Below are 17745 nucleotides of genomic sequence, written 5' to 3' on the forward strand. Positions count from 1 at the left end.
AATCTGATCCGTCAGTGCGGTTTATCAGGATGCCATCCGAGTATGACGAGCATCACGAAGAATCCGACGACATAGGCGACCGCGATCGGCCAACCATGGGCGAGCCAGCGTCCGACCGATTTGGCTTCGGGATACATGTTCGATAGCGCAACGCCGGCGGACGAGCCGAACCAGATCATCGAGCCGCCGAAGCCGACGGCGTAGGCGAGATAGCCCCAGTCATAGCCGCCCTGCTTCAGCGCGAGCGCGGTGAGCGGGATGTTGTCGAACACCGCCGAGACGAAGCCGAGGCCGAGTGCGGTTTGCCAGGACGGCGCGGGAAGCTTTTCGACCGGCATCATCGAGGCCGCCGTCACCAGCGCGAGCAGGAACACGGTACCCTTGAAGGTCTCCGGCATCACCTTCCAGTCCGGCGCTCGCAGGCCTGCGGTGAGAAGAATGACCGCCCACACCGCAAGCCCGAGAACGGGCACGGTGTCGAGCAGATCAGGGAATTTCAGATTGGCGGTGATGTTGGCCGCGAGTGCGGCGACGAGAATAGCGGCGACGATGAAGACGCGCACCGTATCGATCTTCAATCCGCTCTGCGGGTTTTTGACGATGGGCGAAAACCGGTGCTGCTGGAGCGAGGCGGGCACCGCGAACACCAGCATCGCGATGACGGCCGCGACATACGCTTCGACCACGGCGAGGGGACTGACGCCCGCGATCCACATCATGGTGGTGGTGGTGTCGCCGACCACGCTGCCGGAGCCGCCGGCATTGGAGGCCGCGACGATCGCGGCGAGATAGCCGATATGGACGTTGCCCTTGAACACATGCCGCGCCACCGTGCCGCCGATCAGGGCGGCCGCGATATTGTCGAGAAAGCTCGACAGCACGAATACGAGCACCAGCAGCGCGAGGCCGCCCTTCCAGTCGTCGGGCAGCAAGGCCGGCATCTCGTCGGGAATGCGGCTTTCCTCAAAGTGCCGCGACAGCAGTGCAAAGCCCATCAGCAGCAAGAACAGGTTCGCCAGCGTCACCCATTCATGCGCCATGTGATGGCCGAGGCCGGCAACGCCGGCGCCGTATTTGAAGCCGGTGAAGATCAGCTTGTAGACGACGATCGCAGCTAGCCCCGTCAGCGCGACCGGCAGCGTGTGGTGATGGAACAGCGCGACGCCGAGCAGCGTCAGCGCGAACAGGATGAAGTCGACGGGAATTCCAAACAGCAGCACGGCCGCTCCGGTAGATTCAGTTCAACGCTTTAAGCCAGGCGCTGATCTCGGTGACGGCGATATTCGCCTGATTGAGCAGTCTGCCCATGGTGAAGAAACCATGGAACTGACCGGGGAAGAAGCGGTAGGTGACCGGCACGCCAGCGGCCTTCAGCTTCTCCGCATAATCATTACCCTCGTCGCGCAGCGGATCGCCGCCCGCGACCAGCACATAGGCCGGCGGCAATCGGGCAAGCGTTTTCGCGCGCGCGGGCGAGGCGCGCCAGTCGGTCCCATCGGCATCGCCGAGATAATGGTTCTTGAACCACTTGATGACGGAATGCGTGAGAAGGAGGCTTGTCTCTGCTTCCGAATGCGAGGGCGTGTTCATCGCGAAATCGGTAGCGGGATAGATCAGAAGCTGGCCCGCAAGCTTCGGCCCGTCGCCATCGCGCGCCGCGAGTGCAACGACGGCAGCGAGATTGCCGCCGGCGCTGTCGCCGCCGACCATCAGCCGCGCGGGGTCGATGCCGAGCTGTTTGGCATTGTCGGCCACCCATTGGGTGGCGGCGATGCTGTCTTCGACCGCGGCGGGATATTTGTGCTCGGGCGCGAGGCGATAGTCGACGGAGATCACGATCAGCTCGCCTTCATGGGCGAGCTTGCGGCACACCACGTCGTGGGAATCGAGATTGCCGATCACCCAGCCGCCGCCGTGGAAGAACACCAGGCACGGCGAGAGGCCGTCCGTCTTGCGCAACGTCCTCGGCGTATAGATGCGCGCGGGGACCGATCCATGCGGGGCGGGGATCGCAAGCGGCTTTGCCGATTCAAGCTCGGGCGGCTCCGGATTGGTGGCGACGCGGCCGGCGAGGTAAAGCTCGCGCGCTTCTGCCGGCGTCACGGTTTCGAACGGCGGACGGCCGGCCTCCTGGAATGCCTTGTAGACGGCAATGGAATCGGGATCGAGAACGACGGGCATCGATAACCTTTCTGACGTTGTCATTCCGGGATGCGCGCAGCGCAGACCCGGAATCTCGAGGTTCTCAGGTGAGCAAGTGCGCACCATAGTTCGATGCTGCGCATCGCCCCGGAAGGACATTGCTACGCAGCGGTGCGGCCGCCATCGACGGTGTAATGCGAGCCGGAGACGTAGCTGGCATCGTCGGAGGCGAGGAACGCGACGATCGCGGCCTCGGAGGCCTGGCCGAGCCGGCGCGCCGGAATGCGGTCGACGATCCTGTCCATCGGCGGCGGCTCGTTGCCGCCGCTGCGGCCCTGTAGAATCGTCGAGAGCATGCGGCTGTCGATCATGCCGGGGCAAACGCAATTGACCCGCACGCCGGTGCCGGTGCATTCCCACGATGCGGTTTTGGTCAGCCCGATCACGGCGTGCTTGCTGGCGCTGTAGACCGCGATCTTCGGCGAGCCCATCAGGCCGGCGATCGAGGCGGTGTTGATGATGCTGCCCTTGTTCTGCTTCAGCATCACCGGCAGCACATGCTTCATGCCGAGGAAGACGCCGACGACGTTGACGTCGATGACTTTGCGAAAACTCTCCAGCGAATATTCCCAGATCGGCTTGATGTCGCCCTCGATGCCGGCGTTGTTGTAGAACACGTCGACGGTGCCGAACTTGTCGACGGCGGCGCGGACATAGTCGGCGACCTCGTCTTCACGCGTAACGTCGGCCTCGACGGTCAGCGCCTCGGCGGAGGCGGGGAGATCCTTGACGGCGGTCTTCAGGTCGGCGCCGCGTCGGTCGACCGCGACGATGCGGGCGCCGCGTTCGGCGAGAAGGCGGATGGTGGCGCTGCCGATGACCCCGGCAGCACCCGTGACGACGGCGACCTTGCCGTCCAGCCTGATCCGATCGGGCATTTTTCAGTGTTTCCCCTGTTTCTTCCGGTTGCATCCGGATTGTGCCGACGCGGCGGGACCGCGCGTTCCAAAATGGACTATTTCATCTGGGAACGGCCGTGGCCAGAGGCCCCAGGCCGCAGGAAACCGCCCTTTCCCCGCCCTATTTGGCGTGTTAACCGGAGGACACGCGAGCGGCCGATAAAGGTAAGATGTCGCGAGCCCGATTCGCCTGCTAAAGCCGCGAGATGTTTCGAACCATTGCGCCGACTGTTCTTGCGGCTTTTGTGGCCGCCCTTGTGATCGCGGCTGCGCCCCCGGCGCAGGCGCAGATCGGCAATATCTTCTCCGATCCCCCGCTGCGTCCGCCCGGCGCGATTCCGCGCGGCCAGCAGCCGCCGCAGCAGGTGCCCGACGACGACGAGGAGGTGCCGGAACTGCCGCGCGGCCGCCTACTGCCCAGCCGTCCGCCGCCGGGGGGAGGCGCGCCGCCGCCCGGCGCCTACCAGTCGCAGCCGCTACCGCCGCCGCCGGGGAGTCAGCAAAATACCCAGCCGGGGATTGCGGTCGCACCGCCGCAGCCGCGCGATCCCAATGTCGCCAACGCACCGCCCGGTGTCACGACGCCGCCGGGCGCCCAGCCGCTGCCGGGTGTGGCGCCGGGCCAGCGCCAACCGAGGGGCGCGCCAGGGCAAGCGAACGTGCCGCAATCGCCGGCCACCTTGCAGCCGGGCGATGAGGTCGTCACCGAGCCGCCGGCGACCAAGATCACCAACAAGAAGGCGACCTTCTCCGGGCTCGACAAGATCACCGGCCGCATCATCAATTTCGACGAGGATATCGGCGAGACCGTGCAGTTCGGCGCGCTGCGGGTGAAGACCAGCGCCTGCTACACGCGCCCGTCGACCGAAGCGGCCAATACCGACGCCTTCGTCGAGGTCGACGAGATCACGCTACAGGGCGAGGTGAAGCGGATCTTTTCCGGCTGGATGTATGCGGCGAGCCCCGGCCTGCATGGCGTCGAGCATCCCGTCTACGACATCTGGCTGACCGATTGTAAGGGGCCCGACCAGACCATCGTCAGCGCAGCGCCCGAAGCGCCAAAACCGCCGCCTCCGCCGGCGCAACAAAAGCGTCCGCCGCCGAAGCAGCAGGCTGCGCCCCGTCCGCTGCCGCCGCCGGGATACCAGCAGCAGCCGCAAGCGCCGCCGCCTCCACCGCCGCAACAGCGGCCGGGTGGATTGTTCGGCGGGCTGTTCGGGAATTAGGACAAGCGCCGCTCTGCCCCTGTGAGGTTCGATCCGAGCCTCTCTATCACGAGCTTGAATGGCGCTTGATACCTGGCGGCACCTTACCATCGGAACGCTCGACCCATTCAAAGGCTTCTCGGCCCCACCGGATCACCGACTCGTCATCCAATGACGGATCGAACAGGTTCCAGCGATAGGCGTCGTAAGCGTCGCCGGTGGTGCACCCATCGAGGTAAGGCCGTCCCGAAGGGACCGACCACAAGTCCGGTTCGCTCCCAGGAGATCGAAAAGGCGGAATGGGTATACCGCGCAACTGCTCCGACGAGAGATCTTGCTCGTAGTAACGTGCGAGACCGAGGAGCAGGTCGGCGCATTCCGCCGCATGATCGTAGCTACCGATCATGTGCCCAAGCCAGTGTGGGGAGAGTGCGTCAGCGTCGGGTGGGACATTCATCGTGCGGGCCAGCGCGGACCGGACACGGCCGCTGGCAAAATTGCCGAGGCCCTGACAGGCGACGGCAATCGCTACCATGAGATGGGTCTGCAGTCGGCTGAGGAAGAGAAATTGGCGTTGGTTGCGCGCCTGCCGGCCCTGAGTTCCGCCGCCTATGATGCGGTTCTCCGGCAGCGCTCGGATATTGTCCCAGTCAATCGACGGATTGGCGTACCGCGCAAGCTTCAGCTTGGTCGGATCACGGAGCAGCCAATTCGGCTGCGATCTCGTGTTGGCGTATCGATGCTCATAAGCGGCGAGGATGTCCGCGGTACTCGCATCCGTTCGCTTCGCGTCGGCGATATAGCATTCCTGAATCAGCGTCTCGAACGTGTAGAAGAACGCGATTTGCGTATCGACGATGTAGGCGGGTTGAGACGCATCACGCTCGCACCAGGTCTGGCCGATAATGCTGAACGGCGTTAGCGCGTAAGCCGCGTGGTACTTGTAGCCGGGAACGCGGCGCTCCGGAAACCGCGCCAAGCCAGTGACGATTTCGGCAAATCGAGATGGTTCGCCGTCCCACCGTCCGACATGCCGAATCCGAAAATTCGCCATCTCCCGGCGAGGCGGCGGACGGAAGTCGAGCCCAGCATAGCGCCTCGGCAGCGTCAGGGCGCACCTGACGTCGTAGTCGAAATACCCATCGCTCATGCCTGACATGGCGACCTGTTCGCCAGAGTCTCGGCCAGGCCGCACCCCGAGCGGCCAGCCCGCGCCCTCGTACACGACCAGCGGCGGATCAAAACGAAGATAGTCCGACAACGAGACGAATTCCGAGGACAGCCACACGCGGGGGTCGTCGCTGAACAGGGGGATGCTGGCATTCGGGTGAGGTGGAGGCGAGGGCCTCGGTATGCCAGGACGCTGCTCGCGTTCGACAAGAAGTGCTTGGGTCTTGGGTAGATCGAAGGGCGGACGTTCCGGCATCTATGGCGACCTTATGCGGCGAGACGGTCGTGCCAGCATATCAGACAAGGGCCGCAACGCTGGAGCGAACAAATGGCCAGCACGCGTGCACCGGCCATTTGGTAAATGATTTCGATCCCCGATCCATAAGTTCGCGCCAGCCCCAATTCTCTTATATCAAGCTCCGAGATCAAACGCCTTCCGGCTGAGCCAGATGCCATTGCGTCGCCGTTTGGAACGCGCGTGCGATATCCAACGCGAGGTCGTCCTCATGGCCGGCGCAGATGATCTGTAGCGACGTCGGCAATCCCTCGGACATGCCGTTCGGCACGGCCACGGCACATCGCTCCATGAGATTCACCGGGCGCGTGAAATGGCCCGGATTGAATTTTGTGGTTTCGACCTCGGACACCGGGATTGCCGTCGTCGGAGTTGTCGGGGTCAGATAGGCGTCGAAGCCTTCGAGCGCCTTGTCGAATGTGGCTCTTGATCGCTCGCGCTCGCGCAGCAGGGCCAGATAGTCGCCGCCGAACAGCTTTCGTCCGGCACGAAAGCGGCCGCGGACCTGCTCGTCCAGGGGGACGCTGTCATCGTCGATCATGTCAGGCTTGAACGAATAACCCTCCATGGCGAGCATGGCGGAAGCCATCTCCGTAAAGACGGAAAGGTCGGGCATGTCAGGAACCGCGGCAATTTCGGCGCCCAGCGCTTCCAACTCGCGCAACGATTGATCGTAGGCACGCAAAACCCCTTCGGTGACGACCGCGCGTTCGACGTCCGAGATCATCCCAAATCGCAGGCCCTTCAGGCTGCCTTGCCGAAGAAGCCGTCGCGAGCGCTGACGCTCGCTCGGGGAGCGCAGCAAGTCGAATATCAGGGCGGCATCCTCTGCCGAGCGCGCAATCGGCCCGATTGTATCAAGCGTTGTGCTGAGCGGGATGACGTTATCAGTGGCCACGACTCCGACCGTGGTCTTCAGACCCGTCAGCCCGCAAAAGGATGAGGGAATGCGGATCGATCCTCCGGTGTCGCTGCCGACGGCCCACGGCGCCATGCGCGTTGCGACGGCGACCGCGGAGCCGCTGCTCGATCCGCCCGGCGTCCTGTGTTGTTTGCGGTCCCATGGATTTCGAGGCGCGCCCAGATGCTGGTTGGTGCCCCACGCGCCAAATGCGAACTCGACGGTGTGGGTCTTGCCGAGGATGATGAGGCCGCTGCCGACAAGGCGCTGAACAAATGACGCCGTGGCGGTGGATACGCGTTCACGCCAGGCCATCGAGCCGCCTGTTGTGATTTTTCCCTTTACGTCGACGATGTCCTTCAACCCGAAGGGCAGGCCGTGGAAAGCCCCGAGCGAATGACCCGAGCGTCTGGCCAGATCCGCGGCTTCTGCCGCCATCCGCGCTTCCCGGGAGTACACGTCGATATAGGCGTGATTGAATGTATCGCTGCGCTCGATATTGGCGAGATAGCTGTCGACGAGTTCGACGGCCGACAGATTGCCGGACGCAAACTGCTTCGTGATCTCGGCCACCGTCATTTGCGATAGATTACTCACCGGGCGCGCCCCTCTTTTTGTTGGACGAAGCCTTCTTGTTCTTCGTCGGAAAACTGCCGCGCCGCGTTAATAGCGTGCATCACCCACATTTTTCAAATCCGGCAGAAGCTTGCTTGCGCGCAGATTGAGCAGCCAAAGCGCACATGGCGGGCATACGCGCGGCGATATTGATAGGTCAAATATGCCAAGTTACAAAATTTCATAAATGAGAATTATGAATTATCGGGAGGTGAGGTGCCATGCGAGCCAGACAAGGATTAGTCGGCAATATGGAGTTACGGCACCTCCGCTATTTCCTGGTCACCGCGGAGGAGATGCATTTCGGGCGTGCTGCCGAACGTCTGGGTATCGCTCAACCAGGTCTAAGCCAGCAGATTCAGGCGCTGGAGCGAATAGTCGGAACGCCGCTGTTCGATCGAACAAAGCGCGCCGTACAACTGACGCTGGCTGGCGAGATTTTGGCGAGCGAGGCGCGGAAGACGATTGCCCAGTCGGAAATGGCTCTCCTCGCCACGCGGCAGGCGGGGCGGGGTGAAGTTGGCCGGATCGCCGTTGGCTATGTCGGATCGGCCGCGTACACCGGCATCCTGACCAGGGTCATCAACAAGTTTCGCGAGGATTATCCGGATGTCGAGCTCCAGATCTCCGAGATGGAGATGCTGGAGCAGCTCAGCCAGATCAGCAACGGAAAGCTGGATATCTGCTTTATCCGCCCGCCAGTGCCATTGCCGGTCGGGATAACCAGTGTTGAAGTCCTGCAAGAGCGCCTGTCGATTGCGATACCGTCAACTCACCCGCTCGCCTCGCGTGAACGCGTCCCGCTGGCGGCGTTCAACTCCGATATCTTCATCACGCCGCGTCACCCGCCGGGCGTCAGCTTTCACAAGTACACAACGCAGGCTTGCCAGGCCGCCGGATTTTTCCCCCGGCTGGGGCCGCAGGTGAGGGATTTCGTCACCATCACAAGCATGGTCTCGATCGGGTTGGGCGTGGCGCTGGTCCCGCAGTCCGTGAAGTGCATTCAACTGCCGGACGTGCGGTTCAAGCAGATCGTCGGCAAGCCAATATACGCCGAGTTGGCGGTTGCCTTCCGTCGCAGCGAGCCATCGCCCGCGGCGCGTGCCTTTGCGCAAAATGTCCGGCGGTTTGCCGCGCCACATCGGTGAGAACGCATCGATAAGTTAAACCTATTGAAAAAATCAAACTGGCGCATTGAAACAATCGAATCCCGCGGACGATACTGCCGATCGGTGATCTGGCCACCGCGGGCGATTCATCGGTGGCAAAGCAGGCGGCAGAAGACCGCTGAGGAAGGAAACGAACCATGACGGGACGACTTGGCGAAACCGCTCTCTGGCTTTGGCTCGCGGCATTCGGTGTCCTTTCAATCACCTCCGCACAAGCGCAAACCGCGAATGCAAAGCCGATCAAGATCGGCGTGCTCGGCGATATGTCCGGCTACAACGCCGATATTTCCGGCAAGGGCGCCGTGGAAGCCGTCAAGATGGCCGTGGAAGATTTCGGCGGAAACGTTCTTGGACGGCCGATCGAAGTGGTCAGCGCCGATCACCAGAACAAACCCGACATCGCATCGAACATCGCCCGCCGCTGGTACGACACCGAGGATGTCGAGGTCATTACCGACATCGTCGGCTCCGGCAATTCGCTGGCTGTGATGTCGCTGGCCAACGAGCGAAAGAAGCTCGCCTTTCCGGTGAATGCATCGTCTTCCGACATCAATGGAAAATTCTGCAACCCATACACGTTGCAATACAACTTCGATTCCTACGCCCTGGCCAAGGCGACAACCAAGGCGATCCTGAAAACCGGCGGCGATAGCTGGTTCTTCGTGACGGCGGACTACACATTCGGTCACACGACCCAGAAAGACGTCGAGGCCTTTGTGAAGGAAGGTGGCGGAAAAGTACTCGGTGCGGTGCGCCATCCCGCGGGAACCGCGGATTTCTCGTCGTTTATTCTGGCTGCTCAGGCTTCGGGAGCAAAGGTGATCGCACTTGCGAATGCGAGCAGCGATACCGTGAACTCGATCAGGACGGCCAGCGAGTACGGAATCACCCGGGGCGGCAAGCAGACCCTGGCCGGCATGCTCTACTTCATCTCGGATACGCATGCGCTGGGCCTCAATCTGGCGCAGGGGCTCACCTTCACGACGTCCTTTTATTGGGACATGAATGATGAAACCCGCGCCTGGTCGAAGCGGTACTTCGCGCGCGTGGGGAAGATGCCGACCATGGTGCATGCGGCGAACTATTCCGCAATCATGCACTATCTCAACAACGTCAAGGCGACGGGCTCGCTCGATGCCGACACGGTGATGGCCTCGATGAAGAAGATGCCGATCAACGATTTCTATACCAAGGGCGGGAAGATCCGGGACGATGGGCTGATGATCCACGATCTGTTTCTGATGCAGGTCAAGGCGCCCCAGGAAAGCAAGTATGATTGGGATTACTACAAGCTGATCGCCAAGGTTCCCGCGGAGGAGGCGTTTCGGCCCGCAAGCGAAAGTCAGTGTCCCTTGCTCAAGAAGAGCTAACCCCTCGCGCTTGATCCCTGATGGTCCTTCGTCCTGGAGCAAGACATGAGCGTCGAAAAGTATCTGGTTAAAGCTGGAGCGGTGAAGGGCTATTCACCCGCGAACCATCATCACACCGTGAATTCCCGGTTGATCGGCCGAGACAATGTCGGGGCCCGGAACCTGGAAGTGGTGCTGGGCGTCATGGAGCGCGGTCCGGGAGCGCTCCCTCATGCGCACCCCGAACTCGAGCAGGTCTGCTATTTGCTGGAAGGCCGCGCGCACGTCACGGTAAACGATGCGGCGTTCGACATGGAGCCGGGCGACTGCTGCTTCTTTCCAGCCAAAGCGAAACATTCGTTCGTCGTTACCAGCGAAGGTACGACGCGCGTGCTCGTTATTTACTCTCCGCCCTACGAGGAAAACCCGCGCCACGTCAGTCTGGATTAGTTTCTTTCCGCCACGAGCTCGAGCGCGCGCACGCCGCTGAGGGGCTGCGCGGGCGGCAATTTCAGGAAATCGGCGGGCTCGCCTGCGATGGCGCGGTCGAGCAGGACGCGATAGCGGCGGCGCGGGATCTCGACGGCCCCGAAAGTGCGCAGATGCTCGGTGACGTATTGGGTGTCGAGCAGCTCAAAACCGCCGGCGATCAGCCGCGCCACCAGATGCACCAGCGCGACCTTCGAGGCATCGCGCGCGGTGTGGAACATGCTCTCGCCGAAGAAGGCGCGTCCCAGGCTGACGCCGTATAATCCGCCGACGAGATTGCCGTCCTGCCAAGCCTCGATGCTGTGGCAATGGCCGAGCTCGTGCAGCCCGCTATAGAGGTCGCGGATGCGCCTGTTGATCCAGGTGTCCTCGCGGCCCTCGGCCGGCGCGGCGCAGCCTGCGATCACCGCCTTGAAGGCGGTGTTGGCGGTGACGGTGAACTCGTCCGACCGCACGGTGCGGGCCAGGCGCGAGGCAATGCGAAAGCCGTCGAGCGGAATCACGCCCCGCATCTCCGGCTCGACCCAGAACAGCGAGGGATCGTCGACGCTCTCGGCCATCGGGAAGATGCCGCAGGCATAGGCGCGCAGCAGCACTTCGGGCGTGATTTCGGCAGAGGCGGAGTCGCGGGACGTCATGGCGGCAGGATAGCAGGGCGGCGATGGTCCGCGCTAGCCAGCCGCCGCATTCGCCGATTTCGGCGTGGCGGCGATACGGCTGAAGCGCACGAGCACGCGGGTGCCGCTATGGGCGGGATCGCGGTCGACGCTGGCTTCCAGCTTCTGCGCCATCGCGGAGACGATACGCTGACCCATGCCGGTGGAACGCGGGTCGGCCTTGACGGCAAGGCCGACGCCTTCGTCCGATATCGACAGCAGGATATCCTTGCCTTGCGCGCTGAGCTCGACATGGATGGGACCGGCGCCGTCGGGATAGGCGTATTTCACCGCGTTCATGACGAGCTCGTTGACGATGATGCCGATCGCGACCGCCCGGTCCGGATCGATCTCGATCGGCTCGGCCTTCAGCGTCAGCCGCGACATCTTGTTGCCTTCGGCGGAACGGCGGAGGTCTTCGAGCAGCGCGTCGAGATACTGGTTGAGCAGCACGGTCTTGAGGTCTTGCGAGGTATAGAGCCGGCGGTGCACCTGCGCGACCGCGGCGACGCGGCCCATCGCATTGGTCAGTGCAGCCTTGACCTCGTCCTGCGAGGCGGTGCTCGCCTGTAGATGCAGCAGCGAGGCAATGATCTGTAGCGAGTTGCCGACGCGGTGATTGACCTCGCGCAACAATAGCTCGCGCTCGGCGGCGAGCGCGGCGTAGCGGTCGCGCGAGGCATGCACCTCGGCTTCGGCCTCGTCGCGCGCCTTCTGGATCTGCGCCTGGCGCAGCGCGCCGTTGACGGCAACCTGGAGCAGGGGGATGAACTCGCCCTGCGTATCCTTGACCAGATAATCGGCGGCGCCGGCCTTCAGCGCGGTGACCGCGATCGCCGAATCCTGCGAGGCCGTGACGAACACCACGGGCGGTGCGTCCGCGATCGCGAGGATCCGCTCCAGCGTCTCCAGCCCGTCGAGTCCCGGCATGTACTGGTCGAGCGCGACGACATCGATGCCGCCCTGCGCCAGACGATCGAGCCCCTGCTGCCCGCTGGCCGCGTGGACGACGCGCAGGCCAAACCGCGTCAGGCCGCGCTCGACCAGGCGGGCGAGCGCCTCGTCGTCGTCGATATACAGGACTGTGGGCGTGGTTGCTGTCATGGGGCTGCGGGTGGAACCTGGATGACGGAGAAGAACAGGCCGAGTTGCCGGATGGCGTTGGCAAAGCTTTCGTAATTCACGGGCTTGGTGATGTAGACATTACAACCAAGCTCGTAGCAGCGCTTTATCTCCTGAGAATCATCGGTTGTGGTCAGAACCACGACCGGCGTCGTCTTCAGGTTGGGGTTTTCCTTGACCCTTTTGAGGATATCGATGCCGGTCATGTCCGGCAGGTTCAAATCAAGCAGAATCAACAGGGGCTCGCCCTTGCGGGCTGTGGCGGTCCCATCCTTTCCGAACAGATAGTCGGTGGCGGCTGTACCATTGCTGAACGCCACGATCTCATTATTGACGCCGGATCGCCGGATATTGCGCTCGATCAGCCGGGCGTGGCCTTCGTCGTCCTCGATCATGATGATGGTGACGGGATTGCTCATGTATCCTTGTTCCGGTTGGTTGCTGCCCAATTGATCGGCAGCGTTATCGTGAAAGTGCTTCCGCTGCCAAGCTCGGACGCGACCGACATGGTTCCACCGAGCCGGCGCACCAGTGCCCGTACATGTGCGAGGCCAATGCCCTGGCCGGGCTTGTCCTGGGTTCCGGCGCGGCGGAACAAATCGAAGATGCGCTGATGATCCTTGGGATCGATGCCGCGGCCATTGTCGGTCACTTCGAAGATCGCAAAGCCAAGCTTGGTGCGGCCCTTGATCAGGATGTCGCCGGGAACCCCCGGCTTGAGGTATTTGAGTGCATTATCGATCAGATTGGAAAAGATCTGCTCCAGCGCAAGGCGGTCGCTGACGATGTCGGGCAGCGGATCGATGCGGATTTGCGCCTCGGCCTCGGCGGCCTGATGCGCCACGGTGGTGACGATGGCTTCGATCAGTTCCCTGGTGTCGATCCGTTCCGGCTGGAATTCTCGCCGGCCCTCGCGCGTGAGGTTGAGGATCGCCGAGATCAGGCGATCCATCTTCCCGATCGAGGACTTGATGAAGCCCAGCGCCTCGCCAAAGTCCTCCGAGAGCTGCCTGTCGGTGCCGTCGAGAACCGGCTCGGCGCTGTCGGTGGCGTTTTCCGGCGCCCGCGGTTCAGGCGAGGCGGCGCGGGAAAGCGCCGCGATACGCTTGAAGATGTCGCCGCGCAATTCCTCCAGTTCGCTGGTGAACCCCATGATATTGACCAGCGGCGAGCGCAGATCGTGGCTGACGATGTAGGCAAAGCGCTGGATCTCGTCGTTGGCCTCGCGAAGGTCGGCGGTGCGTTCGTCGATGGTTGCTTCGAGATTGACGTTGTTGTCGCGCAGGCGCGCTTCGGCCTCGTCGCGCATGCGCGATGACCTGCGCACCAGGAACACCGAAAGCGCTGCGAGCGCAATGACCATGCTCGACCCGGCGATGGTGACGCTGGAAGCCAGCACCTGGCTTCGATCGGCGTTGGTGGTTCGCACAGCAAACAGCCGGTGTTCTTCGACGCGCATCGCTTCGCCGATGTCGCGAATGGTCGCGCTGGTCGGGCTGGCGGCGGCTTCGCGCACAAGGGCGTTTGCGCTCGCAAACTGACCCTGTTTTACGAACTCCATCTCTCGGGCAAAATGCGAAAGCCGCGTCTCGATTGCTTCGCGCAATCTTCTGACGTGTTCGGTCTGCACCGGATTGTCGGCTGTCAGCTTCACCAGCTTCGTAAGATCGGGAACGACCGCGGTCATCGCCCGCTCGTAATCCTCCAGGAATTCAGGCCCGCGGGTCAGCAAGTAGCCGCGCGCGGCGCTCTCGGTGCGGCGGATTTCCAGGAGCAGCGCATTGATCGCGTTCTCGACTTCGACGGTATGTACGACCAGAGCGCTGTCTTCCCGCGCCCGATTGACCAGTAGGACCGAAGCCACGCTGATGGCTACCAGCACCAGAAATCCCGCCGCAAGCAGCAGGATTTGGCCGATGTGGCGCCGGCGCGCAGCGTCAAGCCTCTGCAAGTTCATGGATGAGGAGTTCAACGAGCCGCTGCGAAAATTGCCCAGTGTTCCAAACGCCGGTCAGAGCGCTAGGTTCCAAAGCGATGGAACTTTTAAGGCACGCTTCAGCCGGCCGGGGGCTGGCCGGCCAGATACTGCTCCAGCCAGTGGATGTGGTAGTCGCCGTCGATGATGGCGGGCTCGCGCACCAGCGCCCGGAACAGCGGCAGCGTGGTTTCGATGCCGTCGACCACCATTTCGTCCAGCGCCCGCCGCAGCCGCATCAGGCATTCGCCGCGGGTCTTGCCGTGCACGATCAGCTTGCCGACCAGCGAGTCGTAATAAGGCGGGATCACGTAGCCCTGATAGACTGCCGAATCGATCCGCACGCCGAGCCCGCCCGGCGGGTGGAACTGATTGATCCTGCCCGGCGAGGGACGAAAGGTCTGCGGATTCTCCGCGTTGATGCGGCACTCGATGGCGTGGCCGATGATGGCGACCTCTTCCTGCTTTGCAGGCAATTCGCCGCCGGCGGCGATACGGATCTGCTCCAGCACGAGGTCGATGTCGGTGATGCTCTCGGTGACGGGGTGCTCGACCTGGATGCGGGTGTTCATTTCGATGAAATAGAACTCGCCGTCCTCGTACAGGAACTCGATGGTGCCGACGCCGAGATACTTCATGTCCCGCATCGCCTTGGCGCAGGTCTCGCCGATTTTTGCACGCGCAGCGGCCGACAAGACGGGCGAGGGGCCTTCTTCCCAGACCTTCTGGTGGCGGCGCTGTAGCGAGCAGTCGCGCTCGCCGAGATGGATGGCGCCGCCGCGGCCGTCGCCGAGGATCTGGATTTCGATGTGGCGCGGCTTGGTCAGATACTTTTCGAGATAGACCGAGGCGTCGCCGAAGGCGGATTTGGCCTCGTTGGATGCGGTCGAAAGCGCCAGCATCAGGTCATCAGCCGAACGGGCGACCTTCATGCCGCGGCCACCGCCGCCGGCGGCCGCCTTGACCAGCACCGGGAAGCCGATCGCCTTCGCGATTTCCATGGCTTCTTCGTCGGGATTGATGGCGCCATCCGAGCCGGGCACCACGGGGATGCCGAGCCGCTTGGCGGTCTTCTTGGCCTCGATCTTGTCGCCCATCAGGCGGATGTGCTCGGCCTTGGGCCCGATGAAATCCAGATTGTGCTCGGCGAGGATTTCGGCAAAGCGCGCGTTCTCGGACAGAAAACCGTAGCCGGGATGCACGGCGTCCGCGCCTGTTATCTCGCAGGCCGCCAGCAGCGCGGGGATGTTGAGATAGCTGTCCTTGGACGGCGGCGGGCCGATGCAGACGCTCTCATCGGCAAGTCGCACATGCATCGCATCCGCGTCGGCAGTCGAATGCACGGCAACCGTCGAGATGCCGAGCTCCTTGCAGGCGCGCAGCACGCGCAGTGCGATTTCGCCGCGATTGGCTATCAGGATCTTGTCGAACATGGCGCCTCAAGGGGCGAGTAGCGAATGGCGAATAGCGAATGGAAGGACTCACTTCACCATTCGCTATTCGCCATTCCCTATTCGCTCATTCAATAATTACCAGCGGCTCGCCGAACTCGACCGGCTGGCCGTCCTCGACGAGGATCTGCGTGACGGTGCCGGCGCGGGGCGAGGGGATCTGGTTCATCGTCTTCATGGCTTCGATGATCAGCAGCGTCTGCCCGGCGGTGACTTTGGTGCCGACTTCGACGAATGGTTTTGCGCCCGGCTCCGGCGCCCAATAGGCGGTGCCGACCATCGGCGAGGGGACGACACCGGGATGCTTGCTCATGTCGGCAACGGCTGCCGCCGCAGCGACGGCTGCCGGTGCGGCGACGGGGGCAGCGGGCAAATAGCCCGCGGGCCCCGAGGCCGCGACGCTGATGTTACGCGCGACGCGCACGCGCAAGCCGGCGCGCTCGATCTCGATCTCGGTGAGGCTGGTCTCATCGAGCAAGAGCGCCAGCTCGCGAATGAGGGCGCTGTCGTCGTTCTTCGAGGATTCCTTGGAGGATTTGTCGGCAGGCTGGCGCGCCATGATCTTGATCCGAAACTTTCTGTCTGGTGACGGGCGAGCGTCAGGCTTTGGGGGGCAGGTTTTGGGGTCAGGTTTTGGCCTTGGCGCCGATCCTGGCGGCGAGGCCGGAAATCGCTAGCCGGTAGCCGTCAATGCCGAAGCCGGCAAGGCTGGCGAATGCGGCCATCGCGGTGAAGGAGTGGTGCCGGAAACTTTCGCGGGCGTGGATATTGGTGACGTGAACCTCGACGGTCGGAATGTTCACGGCCTTGATCGCATCGTGCAGCGCAATCGAGGTGTGGGAATAGCCGCCGGCGTTGATCACGATGCCGGCCGCCTTCTTCGCATGCGCCTCGTGGATGAAATCGATCAGTTCGCCCTCGCGGTTGGACTGGCGGCAATCGGCCTTCAATCCGAACTGCGCGGCAGTCGCAGCGCAAAGCTTTTCGACATCGGAGAGCTTTTCATGGCCGTACTTCTCGGGCTCCCGAGTCCCCAAAAGATTGAGGTTCGGACCGTTGAGCACGTAGATGGTGTCGGCTGAGGCCTGGGCCATGGAAGTCCCGTCTAGGGGTGGGTGGGGCCGGGTTATAGGTAACATCAGCGCCAAGGGGAAGCCTTTAGGGCGGCTGGAGGCCGGCCCAAATGCCTCATCCACTTGCTGAAAATTGGCGCTAAACCTGTGGAAATCCTTGGCATTAACCAAGGCCGGAATGGGCCGGAGGTGCGTCAGCGCATGCAAAAGGGGCGGGCATTACTGCCCGCCCCCAAAGCTTGCCTTCGTGGTCGTCGTTAGACCCTGATGATCTCGACGATCTCGTAGGTGTTCGGATCGACGATGATGATCTCTTCCCGAACCATCACGAACTTGTATCCGCGCCACTGCGGGTAAATCGTCACCACTTCCGCCGGAACGGTGTGGAACTGGATGTCGCGTGGCACGCGGGTGCCGACCGCGACGTTGAAGTTCACGTTGGTCACAGGCGCAACGCGCTGCGATTTGAATACCGACGTGATCTGGGTCCGCTGCTCGGTCGAGATCTTGGCGCCGGCGCCGGCCTGACCCGTGGTGGTCGTGGTCTGCGACTGGCCCTGAGCGTTGGTGCGGTCACGGTCCTGCTGACCCTGAGCCCGGTCACGATCCTGCGTATTCATGCGGTCGCGATCCTGGCCCTGCTTGGTGCGGTCGCTGTCCTTGCCCATGCGGTCCTGGCCCATGCGATCCTGATCCCGGCCCATGCGATCGTCACGGTCACGCGACTGGCCGACGGTGCCCTTATCCCTGTCCTTGCCCTCGCGGCCTTCGGCCTTCATGTCCTTGCCGCCCTTGCGGTCGGTGTCGGTCGCCGTGTTCTGCTGCGACTTCTGGCCCTTCATCTCATCCTGGGCGCTCTTGCTCTTGGTGCCCTCCATGCGGTCGGACTGGGCGTTCTTGCCGCCTTCCATCCGATCGGACTGGGCGCCCTTGCTCGCGCCGGACGGGCTGGAGTCGCGGTTCATCTGGCCGCCAGACGGAGCACCGCGCTCAGAAGACGCGCCGCCGCCCTGCTGCATCGTGGAGCCGCCGCCCTGGCTCATTCCGCCGCCGGCGCCCTGCGCATTCGCAAGACCGGTGCTGGCGATCAGGGCCGCCGTGGCGACCGAAATCAAAAAGCGATTAGTCATCAGTTTCTCCTCACGTGTATGCATTGCCCGCGCCGACAACGAAG

Annotated in this window: 17 protein-coding genes; 4 read left to right on the plus strand and 13 right to left on the minus strand. The window is 63.0% G+C overall.

The genetic code is table 11. The features are described from left to right. Positions 1-11: 11 nt before the first annotated feature. From JQ628_RS13445 to JQ628_RS13455, 3 genes are all read right to left on the minus strand, one after another. A complete protein-coding gene (locus JQ628_RS13445; protein ID WP_212223040.1) occupies positions 12-1220 on the minus strand; it encodes a citrate transporter in 1209 nt (402 codons plus the stop codon). A gap of 16 nt (positions 1221-1236) precedes the next feature. Next, positions 1237-2181 carry an alpha/beta hydrolase gene (locus JQ628_RS13450; RefSeq protein WP_212223041.1) on the minus strand — a complete coding sequence of 315 codons (945 nt, stop codon included), beginning with the start codon at positions 2179-2181 and terminating at the stop codon, positions 1237-1239. A gap of 122 nt (positions 2182-2303) precedes the next feature. Beyond that, positions 2304-3080: an SDR family NAD(P)-dependent oxidoreductase gene (locus JQ628_RS13455; protein WP_212223042.1), complete on the minus strand. Its 777-nt coding sequence runs from the start codon at positions 3078-3080 to the stop codon at positions 2304-2306. Between the two features lie 227 nt (positions 3081-3307). On the opposite strand from JQ628_RS13455, the gene JQ628_RS13460 reads away from it, so the two are divergent. Next, positions 3308-4327, plus strand: coding sequence for a DUF2155 domain-containing protein (locus JQ628_RS13460; protein ID WP_212223043.1), 1020 nt, complete (start codon positions 3308-3310; stop codon positions 4325-4327). A 46-nt stretch (positions 4328-4373) separates the two neighbouring features. Here the strand turns inward: JQ628_RS13460 and JQ628_RS13465 are convergent, their stop codons facing one another. Both JQ628_RS13465 and JQ628_RS13470 read right to left on the minus strand, forming a co-directional pair. Then, a complete protein-coding gene (locus tag JQ628_RS13465; RefSeq protein WP_212223044.1) occupies positions 4374-5567 on the minus strand; it encodes a hypothetical protein in 1194 nt (397 codons plus the stop codon). A 334-nt stretch (positions 5568-5901) separates the two neighbouring features. Then, entirely contained in the window at positions 5902-7269 is a 1368-nt protein-coding gene (locus JQ628_RS13470) for an amidase (RefSeq protein WP_349628059.1), read from the minus strand. A gap of 239 nt (positions 7270-7508) precedes the next feature. Here JQ628_RS13470 and JQ628_RS13475 point away from each other — a divergent pair, with 239 nt between their 5' ends. The 3 genes from JQ628_RS13475 (at position 7509) to JQ628_RS13485 (ending at position 10255) form a co-directional block, all read left to right on the plus strand. Next, positions 7509-8435 carry a LysR substrate-binding domain-containing protein gene (locus JQ628_RS13475; protein WP_212223045.1) on the plus strand — a complete coding sequence of 309 codons (927 nt, stop codon included), beginning with the start codon at positions 7509-7511 and terminating at the stop codon, positions 8433-8435. A gap of 158 nt (positions 8436-8593) precedes the next feature. Then, positions 8594-9826: an ABC transporter substrate-binding protein gene (locus JQ628_RS13480; RefSeq protein ID WP_212223046.1), complete on the plus strand. Its 1233-nt coding sequence runs from the start codon at positions 8594-8596 to the stop codon at positions 9824-9826. A 45-nt stretch (positions 9827-9871) separates the two neighbouring features. After that, positions 9872-10255 (plus strand): cupin domain-containing protein, encoded by a 384-nt coding sequence (locus tag JQ628_RS13485; protein ID WP_212223047.1) that lies wholly within the window; start codon positions 9872-9874, stop codon positions 10253-10255. Here JQ628_RS13485 and aat read toward each other — a convergent pair. The 8 genes from aat to JQ628_RS13525 all read right to left on the minus strand — a co-directional run bounded on the left by aat (position 10252) and on the right by JQ628_RS13525 (position 17701). Further along, positions 10252-10932 (minus strand): leucyl/phenylalanyl-tRNA--protein transferase, encoded by a 681-nt coding sequence (gene aat / locus JQ628_RS13490; protein ID WP_212223048.1) that lies wholly within the window; start codon positions 10930-10932, stop codon positions 10252-10254. The two genes, JQ628_RS13485 and aat, sit on opposite strands and share 4 nt — an antisense overlap. A gap of 33 nt (positions 10933-10965) precedes the next feature. Then, positions 10966-12054 (minus strand): sensor histidine kinase, encoded by a 1089-nt coding sequence (locus JQ628_RS13495; RefSeq protein ID WP_212223049.1) that lies wholly within the window; start codon positions 12052-12054, stop codon positions 10966-10968. Continuing rightward, positions 12051-12491, minus strand: a complete 441-nt coding sequence (locus JQ628_RS13500; RefSeq protein WP_212223050.1) for a response regulator — start codon at positions 12489-12491, stop codon at positions 12051-12053. Before JQ628_RS13500 ends, JQ628_RS13495 begins: the two co-directional genes overlap by 4 nt. Continuing rightward, positions 12488-14029 carry a sensor histidine kinase gene (locus JQ628_RS13505; RefSeq protein ID WP_212223051.1) on the minus strand — a complete coding sequence of 514 codons (1542 nt, stop codon included), beginning with the start codon at positions 14027-14029 and terminating at the stop codon, positions 12488-12490. Before JQ628_RS13505 ends, JQ628_RS13500 begins: the two co-directional genes overlap by 4 nt. Before the next feature lie 98 nt (positions 14030-14127). After that, positions 14128-15480 carry an acetyl-CoA carboxylase biotin carboxylase subunit gene (gene accC / locus JQ628_RS13510; protein WP_212223052.1) on the minus strand — a complete coding sequence of 451 codons (1353 nt, stop codon included), beginning with the start codon at positions 15478-15480 and terminating at the stop codon, positions 14128-14130. 85 nt (positions 15481-15565) lie between these two features. Next, positions 15566-16057 (minus strand): acetyl-CoA carboxylase biotin carboxyl carrier protein, encoded by a 492-nt coding sequence (gene accB / locus JQ628_RS13515; protein ID WP_212223053.1) that lies wholly within the window; start codon positions 16055-16057, stop codon positions 15566-15568. 67 nt (positions 16058-16124) lie between these two features. Then, positions 16125-16592, minus strand: a complete 468-nt coding sequence (aroQ, locus tag JQ628_RS13520; RefSeq protein ID WP_212223054.1) for a type II 3-dehydroquinate dehydratase — start codon at positions 16590-16592, stop codon at positions 16125-16127. A 236-nt stretch (positions 16593-16828) separates the two neighbouring features. Then, positions 16829-17701, minus strand: a complete 873-nt coding sequence (locus JQ628_RS13525) for a DUF1236 domain-containing protein (RefSeq protein WP_212223055.1) — start codon at positions 17699-17701, stop codon at positions 16829-16831. Between the last annotated feature and the right edge of the window lie 44 nt (positions 17702-17745).

Source organism: Bradyrhizobium lablabi, from assembly GCF_018129385.1.
GTDB classification, from domain to species: domain Bacteria; phylum Pseudomonadota; class Alphaproteobacteria; order Rhizobiales; family Xanthobacteraceae; genus Bradyrhizobium; species Bradyrhizobium lablabi_C.